This is a genomic window from Methylophilus sp., assembly GCF_035460085.1.
In the GTDB taxonomy this organism is placed as follows: domain Bacteria; phylum Pseudomonadota; class Gammaproteobacteria; order Burkholderiales; family Methylophilaceae; genus Methylophilus.
The window spans coordinates 1-9,122 of record NZ_DATHWZ010000075.1; the positions used below are offsets into that span (position 1 = coordinate 1).

The following is a 9,122-nucleotide window of genomic DNA, read 5'->3' on the forward strand; positions in this document are numbered from 1 at the left end:
GCCGCTGCACTGATGGGCTTTGAAGATAGCGCCATGCTGATGACTGAAATCGGTCGCTATAACCAGGAGTGGATGTTGAATTACTCGCCCGCACTCGGGCATGCCATCGGCGTTGAGCAGATGCGCATGTCGGGTAAAGGCGAACAGGCCACCACCATTACCGGCATCAATTACACCGGGTTGATCAAACGCTGGAACCTGCCAGCCGCACAAGCCAATATCTGGTTTAACGGCAGCGTGGGCGAAGCCAAAGGGCAATATGATGGTTTTGCCTACACGCCTAGTTTGCAGTTTGATATGGAATCCACCCGGCTGTATTTTCTCGCCAAAGCCCGCATGATCCGTGCGCCCGGCATGAACTATGACACTGCCGCTGTCCAGGCCGGTTTTTCATTTTATGAAGCCGGGTTTGACCAGACGCAGCCATGGTTCGTGATTGAGGCCAAAACCATGCGCAACAATGATCCCGGCTTGCAGGTGACACCTGCCTTACGCCTGATCAACAAAGACTATTTTCTCGAATTTGGTGTGACCAATCCATGGCAGGGAGAAGGCTTTGCGCCTCGCCTGAATGCCATGTTTGTGTTTTAACCATACTATTAAGGATTGAAAAATGAAAAAATTATTGATTACCCTGATGTTATCTGCCATGACACCTGCCGCTTTCGCTGTCACCACGATCAAAGCGGAAGTGAATGGCATGGTGTGCGCTTTTTGCGCCAAAGGCATAGAGAAAAAACTCAACGCCTTGCCGCAGAAGCAGTCTGCATTTGTGGATTTGAAAAGTCGTGTCGTCGCCTTGCAATTGAAAGACGGGCAGGAACTGAGTAATGACGCGTTCAACAAAATTATCCAGGATGCTGGTTATACCGTCAGTAAAGTGGAACGCGTCAGTCAGACAGCAGCCGAAATCCAGGCTGAAGTCAGCAAGTCTGACAAAGCCGGAAGCAAATGATGGCGGAAGAAATCAGTCACTTGCAGGCAAGCAAGCGCCTGAATCTGTTTTCTCTGCTTACCAGCGGCTCGACGCTGATTTGTTGTGCATTGCCAGCCACTTTTGTCGCCATTGGTTCGGTGGCGACGTTGACCAGCCTGATCAGCCATTTTCCACAGTTGATCTGGATCAGCGAGCATAAACCATTGGTCTTCGGGCTGGCGGCATGCATGCTGTTGCTGGCAGGCTGGTTGCAATGGCGGGCGAGATTATTGCCTTGCCCTGCGGACCGGCAGCTGGCAGCACTTTGTGCCAGAACACGGCGGCAGAGCGTGTGGATTTATATGATTTCGGTTGTTATATTTTTGATAGGTGCGTTTTTTGCATTTGTTGCACCTTTGTTGATCGGGTAATGTGTCATTCAGCCCCCATCCTCTTGAGTGAGGATGGGGGGTAACCTATCCAAAAGTAAAAAGCCGACACGCAGTCGGCTTTTTATTAGGCTGAACTTATTTAGCTGTTGCAGGATCAGGTTCGGCAACAAAAATCTCCACACGACGGTTTTTGGCGCGGTTGGCTTCGGTGTCATTGGCTGCCACAGGTTCATGCGACCCGCGGCCATCAATTGTGATGCGGCTAGTGGCAATGCCGCGCTCTGATAGATATTTACGCGCGCTGGCGGCACGGTTGACTGACAAAGGATCATTCACTGCATCAGAACCACTACTATCGGTGTGACCTATGATATTGATGCGTGCTGCCGGATTGTTTTGCAAACCACTGGCAAATTTATCCAGGATAGGGCGAAAATTCGGTTTGATATCGGCTCTGCCTTTATCAAAGGATATGTCACTGGGGATCTCCAGCTTCAGTTGGTTATCGCCGGTTTTGGTCACTGCAACGCCTGTGCCAGCAGTTGCTTGTTCCATTTCCTGCTTCTGGGCTTCCATCTTTTTAGACCAGATATTACCGGCAATTGCGCCAGCACCAGCACCGATGGCTGCCCCGATCGCAGCGCCTTTACCGCCGCCAGCTACCGCACCAACGACACCACCGGCAGCAGCACCAATACCCGCACCCTTGGCTGTTCCTTTTTGTGTTTCGCTCATATTCGCGCAGCCGGACATGCTGATTGCAGCCGTTAACACTGACACAGTGATTATTTTATGCATTGTTTTCTCCTGGAAAATGTTTGTGACTCACATTGGTCACAAAATGTGCAGACTAAGTTCAGTCAAGCGTTGGATGAATAGAGAATTTTTTTGCATGCATTTAGTCATATTTTTGATAACGGTACAATGTATTTATCAATTGAGAATAATTATTATTATCAACTATAATAGTTGCAGGATTTACTCTCCTCTGACCCGTGCCTGCACAGGTTTCGTGACTGAAAGGTTTACATGTACTCCATCCCGGAAAAAAATGGTTTTAGACATACCGTGAGCTACCGGCGCATCATAGGCTACCTGCTGTGTGCGGTGGCTGCCGTGTTTTTATTGAATGTAGCATGGCAGTGGATAGCGGGTAAACCAACCTTGCGTATTGCGCTTGGTTCCGGTGCTATTGCCGCGTTGGCAACTGCGCTTGGCGTGTTGCCTATGCTGGTGACCCGCGCGCCAGGCCGTCGGGTACACGATACCTTGCTGGGCTTTGGTGCGGGAGTCATGCTGGCTGCAACCTGTTTCTCGCTGATAGTGCCATCGCTGGATGTCGCACAGGCGCAAGGCATGGGCCGCTGGGGTGCATCAATGCTCACCGGTGCCGGTATATTGATGGGGGCAGGTTGCCTGATGCTGCTGGAGCGTAAACTGCCACACCATCACTTTTTTGGTGGCGCAGGTACAGAAAGCGCACAACGCATACGCAGGCTCTGGTTATTTGTGTTTGCGATTGTGCTGCATAATATTCCTGAAGGGTTGGCGATAGGGGTTTCCGCTGCAGGCAATGACGCTGCACGTGCGGCAGCATTGGCGACGGGCATCGCCATACAGGATGTGCCGGAAGGTCTGGTGGTTGCCCTTGCATTAAGCAGCGTTGGCATGGGTAAATGGAAGTCGGGGTTATTAGGTGCAGCCTCTGGCCTGGTTGAGCCAGTTGCCGCCGTGCTGGGTGCGGCGGTTTTGATCTACAGCCAGCCAATGCTGCCATGGGGCCTGGCCTTTGCCGCGGGCGCCATGTTGTTTGTGGTCAGTCACGAGGTGATTCCCGAATCACATCGGCAAGGCCATGAGCTTTTCGCTACTACCGGACTGCTAGTGGGTTTTGTGCTGATGATGATGCTGGACACCGCCTTGGCGTGAATTATCATCTAGTTATCATTATTAATTAATCCATCTAATTTTATAAATTCACATGATTAATTGTCGTGAGAAACTTTTGCATAAAAATGATAAGCGATTGAAAATGCATGGTTTTTCAGCAATCAAACACTGTATCCTCGCGTATAATCCCAGCTTTTAAAAGTAATCAGGCGATCTGTCGTTAAATTTTTAGTGTGTCTTCACGCGCTAATTTACACAATGTTTTCGACTCCAGATCTGCAAAATATAAATAAGCACACATGACTCCCCCTATCATTCTGGATATTGAAGCTTCAGGCTTTGGCGTAGGCAGCTACCCGATTGAGATCGGTTATGCAGACGCCAGTGGGGCTACCTGGAGCGCGCAAGTGCAGCCGCAAGCAGACTGGCTACATTGGGATCATCAGGCTGAAAAACTGCATCAACAATCACGCCAGGAATTGGTGCAACATGGGCAAACGCCACATGCGATAGCTACATACCTCAACCTCACATTCACTGGTCAAACGCTGTATACCGATGGCTGGTACCAGGATTTTGTCTGGCTGCACAGTTTGTATGAAGCGGCAGGCATGAATCCATCTTTCAAGCTCGAGGATTTAAGTGTGTTGCTGACAACTGAGCAACAATCTGTTTGGCATGACACCAAGCAAAGCATCCGCGATACATTTGCACTACCGGAGCATCGTGCTGCCATGGATGCCAAAGTATTGCAACTGACCTGGCTCAGAACGATTGACTTAACACCAGCGCTAGTGGATTAATGCGTAGCGTGACCTTTTGGTGGGTTAACCTTCATTAGCTTCTAACGCGGCGTTCACTGTTCGGATACACTATCTCGATTTTTCGAATCTTTTTTAATACACTTCATGTCGTCAGTTTCCTCTAGCCATTGGGATATCTTTTGCCAGGTCGTCGATAATTTTGGTGATATCGGTGTCAGCTGGCGCCTTGCCTGCCAGTTGGCGGATGCGCATGGCAGAACGGTTACTTTATGGGTAGATGACTTAACCATAGCAGAAAAGATTTTCGGTGCAGGGCATCCAAAAGTGCAGATACGGCACTGGAATGCCCAGGCAGATTTTTCGAAGGTTGCTCCAGTAGTTGTTGAAACCTTTAGTTGCGGATTGCCTGAGCGTTATCAGCAAGCCATGTCGCCAAAAACACTCTGGCTGAATGTGGATTATCTAACTGCCGAGGACTGGGTAGAAGGGTTTCATGGCCGGCCTTCACCACAAGCGAATGGTCTGGTGCGTTATTTTATTTACCCGGGATTCAGTATGCAGACTGGTGGCTTGCTGCGTGAGGACTTTTTACCGGCCATACAACGACAAGCTCAACAGTCTGCACCAGAGGTATGGCGGCATCTGGGGTTGGCACCATCGCCTAATGTGATCAATATTTCGCTGTTTTGCTATGCGCATGCACCGATCAAGGGGCTGCTGGATAGCTTGGCTCGTTCAACCTACCCAAGCCGGTTGATCGTATCTGAAAGCGTGGCAGCGGCTGTCTCACAAGCATTGGGGCTGGATGCGATTGACCCGGGTCAAAGCATACGGCATTTCAATTGTGAGATAGTCGTGATTCCTTTCTTACCGCAAATCGACTATGACCGCTTGTTAGCATTGTGCGATGTGAATTTTGTCCGCGGCGAAGATAGCTGGATTCGTGCGATCTGGGCTGCTAAACCCATGGTCTGGTTACCATACCAGCAATCCGAAAATACCCACCTGCAAAAACTGGATGCTTTTCTAAATCACTATCTGGCGCTAGCGAATGATGAAGTGAAAGCGCAAGTGAAGTCTGTGATGCAGGCTTGGGCAGCCGGTGTGTGGTCTGCCGAGGATTGGGATGCATTTATCAGTCATCGAGATCAGGTCAAGCAACATAGCCAAGCCTTTGCCACCCACTTGTCGAAACAGCCTGACCTCGCCACTAACTTGATGGTTTTTGTTGAGAAATTGCGAGAAAATCGGGTATAATGCGCGGCTTTATTATTCCCACATTCAATTAAAGGCATTGTATGAAAATCGCTCAGGACTTACGCGTAGGCAACGTGATCATGATTGGTAATGATCCTATGGTAGTTGTGAAAGCCGAATACAACAAATCCGGCCGTAACTCAGCAGTCGTCAAAATGAAGATGAAAAACTTGCTGACCGAAGCGCCTAGCGAGAACGTTTATGCCGCACAGGACAAGTTTGATGTGATAGTACTGGAAAAGAAAGAAGTCACTTTTTCTTACTTTGCTGACCCGACCTATGTATTCATGGATGCTGAGTACAACCAATATGATGTAGATGCGGAGTTTATGGAAGATGCACTGCCGTACCTGGAAGATGGTATGCCATGTGAAGTGCGTTTTTACGAAGGCAAAGCGATTTCTATCGAATTGCCAACGACTGTAGTGCGTGAAATCACTTATACCGAGCCAGCTGTAAAAGGCGACACTTCCGGTAAAGTGATGAAGCCTGCGAAAATTGCTTCCGGTTTTGAGATTCCGGTACCGTTGTTCGTGAGCCAGGGTGACAAAATCGAAATCGATACCCGCACTGGCGAATACCGTAACCGTGTGATGAAATAATCGCAACGCTTACGCAGCATTAAAAAAAACCCCAGGCATGTCCTGGGGTTTTTTGTTGCCTGTGAGCATGCTTCTTTGGGCTTTTTAGGGAAATCTTTCGTGCATTGTTGGGAATGATTCACTGTCGATAATGATTTTTTTCACTGACAATCGCTGACAGCTTTACACCATCTCACATTCAGGAGGGTTGCAATGCGTCATCAGCCGTTCAGCAGTAAACGTATTATCGTCATGTGTCTGTTGAGCTGGATAGGGCTCAGTGTGAGTTCAATGCCTGCGGCTGAGACAGATGCACGCTCCCTCAAGCATCCCTTGGTGGGCTATTGGGAGTCAAAGATTCCCGAGACAGGCTGTCTGGAGTCCTACTGGTTCAAAGAAGATGGTATGGCGATATTCACCAGTGGCGATGAACAGCTGGAAGCACGCTACGAAGTCACTCCACAACCTGACGGGCAAGGGTTTTTCAAACTGACTCACCGCGTGACCTTGAGCAACAAAGGACTGGACTGTACCCGGCAAACTTCTGAAATCAATACAGAGCAAACCAGCTATGTGCTTTTCCAGCCGGATGGGCGTAGTTTTATATCCTGTGACGATGATAACCCGTCATTGGAAGCCTGCTTTGGCCCCGTTGAATTAAAGAATAATGCGACCAGAAGTTTGCCCTGAGCTTTAAGCGTTTTCGTTCATGTGGCAATCAAGATTATTCTTGCTCAGGCGCCTGATGCCCTTGCTGGTAGCCAGCCTGGGCTTAACGCTTGGTCATCCCACGCAAGCCTTGATTCACGGCCTGACGTTTCCGGGGATGGCGATTTCCACAGTCAAATTGAGTATCCAGCATGCACACTTTTTGCAATCAATAGAAAAGTGGGAGTATTACGATTCGATCTGTAGCGCAGCCATTGTGGGTCGTAAACCGTTGACGTTGCTTACTGCAGCGCATTGCCTGAAAGAGGTAAGGTTGACCGGCCCTTTAGGTCTGCCCATGCTTTCCATCGCCCAGCCTGAATTGCTGGGAATCGAAGATATCCACTTAAAACAGGCTTTTTACCGCCCTTTTGAGCAGGTGTCAGAAGATTTAACGCAGGACATTGCGGTGTTGGTGTTTGATGCAAAAGTAATCGGCCCGATACAGTCTTTACGCATCCGGCTCGATGATGGTTTGCCAGACACCATCATGATCTGCGGATATGGTCGAGGCTATGGGGAAGCAGATACCCGCCACCCGCGCTGCGGTGAACGTAAACCTTTGCGTGATCTGTCGGATTTCTACCAGGTGTTACCCAAATCCTATCGCGAGATGGACGAAATGTTACATCTGCAGGCCCAGACCCAATTTGCTTATACACAGGAGTTGGTGCATGCCGAGAAAGCGCTATTGGCGGTCAATCGATTGAATGAGATGGACCAATATGACCACACCATCGCCATGCCTACAGTCGGCGACTCGGGTGGCCCCTGGCTAGTGCTGAATACCTGGGGGCAATACGAGTTACTGGGCATTACCAGCCTGGTGGAGCGCTTTTACAATCCCAGCCCGCATTGGCCGTTTTTCCAGAAACAGGTACCGCTTTCAGAATACCCTTACATCGCCTACGGCTTGCGATTAAGTCATCCTGAAGTATTAGGCTTTTTACAGTACGCGCTGCATAGCGGTGCCGACATCCAGTTTACGTCTTCACCGCTTTACCCATATAGCAGCCGGCACTGACTATAGGTGCTTGTAGGCTTTAAGCTTTAAGCGTTCAGCTTGCTATCTACTTCTTTCTCTGCCGCCAGCCAATATTCAATGCTCTCTCCGTAGAAACCATTTTTTTCAGCAATATAATATGCCGTTTCTTCAATCATTTGCAGGCGTGTCGCGCTGGTGACTATTTTGGATGCGCTTGTTTTCTTGGTGCTGTTTTTCTTGGTAGCGTCAGTCGCTTTAGTCGCAGCCTTTTTTGCCACTGGCTTAGGCGCTGCCGCTTTGGGTGTAGCCGCTTTTTTAACAGTGGATTTTTTACTACCGTTGTCAGTGGTTTTGCTGGTGGCCATAACATCTCCTTGGTCTAGAGTGAAATTATAGGTGTGAGGCTTGTGACCTCGCGTGAATCATCTTATTAAAATGTAACACTTGCCGTCAAGCCGGTAAATGAGCAGACTTTCAATTTAACAAGTAGTTCGCGGCTGGGTTTCATATTATTTTCTTTTCAATCCGCGCCATTTATGATGTAGTGCATACGCGCGCAATCAAAGGATATTCATGTACAAAAAGGCCCTTACGTCACTCACCATCCTATTTTTCATGATGGGGTTCATCACTTGCCTGAACGATATACTGGTGCCATACCTGAAAGCCATTTTTGACCTCAGCTACAGTCAGGCAGCGTTGGTCCAATTCTGTTTCTTTGGTGCTTACGGGCTGACCTCTATTCCATTCAGTAAGTTAATCGAGCAAGTTGGCTACCAGAAAGGTATGGTGATTGGTTTTGCACTGGCGGCAGTGGGGTGTTTGCTGTTTTATCCGGCGGTTGTTATGCATACCTATCCGCTTTTTCTAGGCGCGTTGTTCGTACTGGCCTCTGGTATTGTGCTGCTGCAAGTGGCAGCTAATCCCTGTGTGTCGGTTATTGGTCCTAAAGAAACGGCTTCTTCCCGCCTGACCATGGCACAGGCCTTTAACTCATTGGGTACCTTTATAGCGCCCTTGTTTGGCGCCTACTTCATCCTGTCTGCACTCTCAAACTCCACCCATGCTGAAGGCGTCGTCTACCCTTATTTCTTTATTGCGACGGTATTGATCATCATCGCTGTCGTACTTTCGCGCATTAATCTAACCGGGCTGGAAAGCACTGAAGCCGATCAAAGCCGCTGGACTGAAGTCATCAAAGAAAAGGGCTTATTACTTGGCGTAGTAGGGATATTTGCCTACGTAGGGGCTGAAGTGGCGATCGGCAGTTTCTTGGTCAATTACGTGATGGACATCAGCCAGGTCACTGAAACACAAGCTGCTCCATTAGTCGCCTTTTATTGGGGAGGTGCGATGGTAGGGCGCTTTCTTGGTATCTTTACCCTGAAAGCATTTGCACCAGCCCGAGTACTGATGACCCACGCATTGCTGGCCGTCATACTGATTCTTATCTCTATGCAGGCATCAGGCACGCTGGCGATAGGTAGTATGGTGCTGGTCGGTTTGTGTAACTCTATTATGTTCCCCACTATTTTTACGTTAGGGATTAAAGACCTTAAAGCGGGGCAGGAGAAGAAAGGCTCTGGATTGCTGGCAACTGCGATTCTGGGAGGGGCGATTGTGCCGTTG

At 49.1% G+C, this 9,122-nt stretch carries 12 protein-coding genes; 10 read left to right on the forward strand and 2 right to left on the reverse strand.

The genetic code is table 11. The features are described from left to right. From VK958_RS10850 to VK958_RS10860, 3 genes are all read left to right on the forward strand, one after another. The coding region (locus VK958_RS10850) for a hypothetical protein (protein WP_325241199.1) at nucleotides 1–591 on the forward strand (591 nt) is incomplete at its 5' end. Nucleotides 592–613: 22 nt separating this feature from the next. After that, nucleotides 614–955, forward strand: coding sequence for a heavy-metal-associated domain-containing protein (locus VK958_RS10855; protein ID WP_325241201.1), 342 nt, complete (start codon nucleotides 614–616; stop codon nucleotides 953–955). Continuing rightward, a complete protein-coding gene (locus tag VK958_RS10860; protein ID WP_325241220.1) occupies nucleotides 955–1,347 on the forward strand; it encodes a hypothetical protein in 393 nt (130 codons plus the stop codon). Before VK958_RS10855 ends, VK958_RS10860 begins: the two co-directional genes overlap by 1 nt. Before the next feature lie 96 nt (nucleotides 1,348–1,443). Here VK958_RS10860 and VK958_RS10865 read toward each other — a convergent pair whose 3' ends face one another. Beyond that, nucleotides 1,444–2,106, reverse strand: coding sequence for a YiaD family glycine zipper/OmpA-like lipoprotein (locus VK958_RS10865; protein WP_325241203.1), 663 nt, complete (start codon nucleotides 2,104–2,106; stop codon nucleotides 1,444–1,446). Nucleotides 2,107–2,337: 231 nt separating this feature from the next. Between VK958_RS10865 and VK958_RS10870 the strand changes: the two genes are divergently transcribed. The 6 genes from VK958_RS10870 to VK958_RS10895 all read left to right on the forward strand — a co-directional run bounded on the left by VK958_RS10870 (nucleotide 2,338) and on the right by VK958_RS10895 (nucleotide 7,532). Continuing rightward, entirely contained in the window at nucleotides 2,338–3,237 is a 900-nt protein-coding gene (locus VK958_RS10870) for a ZIP family metal transporter (protein WP_325241205.1), read from the forward strand. 260 nt (nucleotides 3,238–3,497) lie between these two features. Then, nucleotides 3,498–4,001 (forward strand): hypothetical protein, encoded by a 504-nt coding sequence (locus tag VK958_RS10875; RefSeq protein WP_325241207.1) that lies wholly within the window; start codon nucleotides 3,498–3,500, stop codon nucleotides 3,999–4,001. A gap of 105 nt (nucleotides 4,002–4,106) precedes the next feature. After that, nucleotides 4,107–5,219, forward strand: a complete 1,113-nt coding sequence (gene earP, locus VK958_RS10880) for an elongation factor P maturation arginine rhamnosyltransferase EarP (RefSeq protein ID WP_325241209.1) — start codon at nucleotides 4,107–4,109, stop codon at nucleotides 5,217–5,219. 41 nt (nucleotides 5,220–5,260) lie between these two features. Then, nucleotides 5,261–5,821, forward strand: a complete 561-nt coding sequence (gene efp, locus VK958_RS10885; protein WP_055829430.1) for an elongation factor P — start codon at nucleotides 5,261–5,263, stop codon at nucleotides 5,819–5,821. A 192-nt stretch (nucleotides 5,822–6,013) separates the two neighbouring features. Further along, a complete protein-coding gene (locus VK958_RS10890; protein WP_325241212.1) occupies nucleotides 6,014–6,490 on the forward strand; it encodes a hypothetical protein in 477 nt (158 codons plus the stop codon). Between the two features lie 19 nt (nucleotides 6,491–6,509). Beyond that, nucleotides 6,510–7,532 carry a hypothetical protein gene (locus tag VK958_RS10895; RefSeq protein ID WP_325241214.1) on the forward strand — a complete coding sequence of 341 codons (1,023 nt, stop codon included), beginning with the start codon at nucleotides 6,510–6,512 and terminating at the stop codon, nucleotides 7,530–7,532. A gap of 26 nt (nucleotides 7,533–7,558) precedes the next feature. On the opposite strand, the gene VK958_RS10900 is transcribed toward VK958_RS10895, so the two are convergent. Beyond that, nucleotides 7,559–7,858, reverse strand: a complete 300-nt coding sequence (locus VK958_RS10900; protein ID WP_325241216.1) for a DUF2934 domain-containing protein — start codon at nucleotides 7,856–7,858, stop codon at nucleotides 7,559–7,561. A gap of 208 nt (nucleotides 7,859–8,066) precedes the next feature. On the opposite strand from VK958_RS10900, the gene VK958_RS10905 reads away from it, so the two are divergent. Beyond that, nucleotides 8,067–9,122: sugar MFS transporter (locus tag VK958_RS10905; RefSeq protein WP_325241218.1), on the forward strand; the 1,056-nt coding region annotated here is incomplete at its 3' end.

What these genes read in the sequence shown, in the direction of transcription:
- VK958_RS10855 (WP_325241201.1), top strand. Translation starts at nt 614, where the DNA reads ATGAAAAAATTATTGATTACCCTGATGTTATCTGCCATGACACCTGCC.
- VK958_RS10860 (WP_325241220.1), top strand. Translation starts at nt 955, where the DNA reads ATGGCGGAAGAAATCAGTCACTTGCAGGCAAGCAAGCGCCTGAATCTG.
- VK958_RS10865 (WP_325241203.1), bottom strand. Translation starts at nt 2,106, where the DNA reads ATGCATAAAATAATCACTGTGTCAGTGTTAACGGCTGCAATCAGCATG.
- VK958_RS10870 (WP_325241205.1), top strand. Translation starts at nt 2,338, where the DNA reads ATGTACTCCATCCCGGAAAAAAATGGTTTTAGACATACCGTGAGCTAC.
- VK958_RS10875 (WP_325241207.1), top strand. Translation starts at nt 3,498, where the DNA reads ATGACTCCCCCTATCATTCTGGATATTGAAGCTTCAGGCTTTGGCGTA.
- earP (WP_325241209.1), top strand. Translation starts at nt 4,107, where the DNA reads ATGTCGTCAGTTTCCTCTAGCCATTGGGATATCTTTTGCCAGGTCGTC.
- efp (WP_055829430.1), top strand. Translation starts at nt 5,261, where the DNA reads ATGAAAATCGCTCAGGACTTACGCGTAGGCAACGTGATCATGATTGGT.
- VK958_RS10890 (WP_325241212.1), top strand. Translation starts at nt 6,014, where the DNA reads ATGCGTCATCAGCCGTTCAGCAGTAAACGTATTATCGTCATGTGTCTG.
- VK958_RS10895 (WP_325241214.1), top strand. Translation starts at nt 6,510, where the DNA reads ATGTGGCAATCAAGATTATTCTTGCTCAGGCGCCTGATGCCCTTGCTG.
- VK958_RS10900 (WP_325241216.1), bottom strand. Translation starts at nt 7,858, where the DNA reads ATGGCCACCAGCAAAACCACTGACAACGGTAGTAAAAAATCCACTGTT.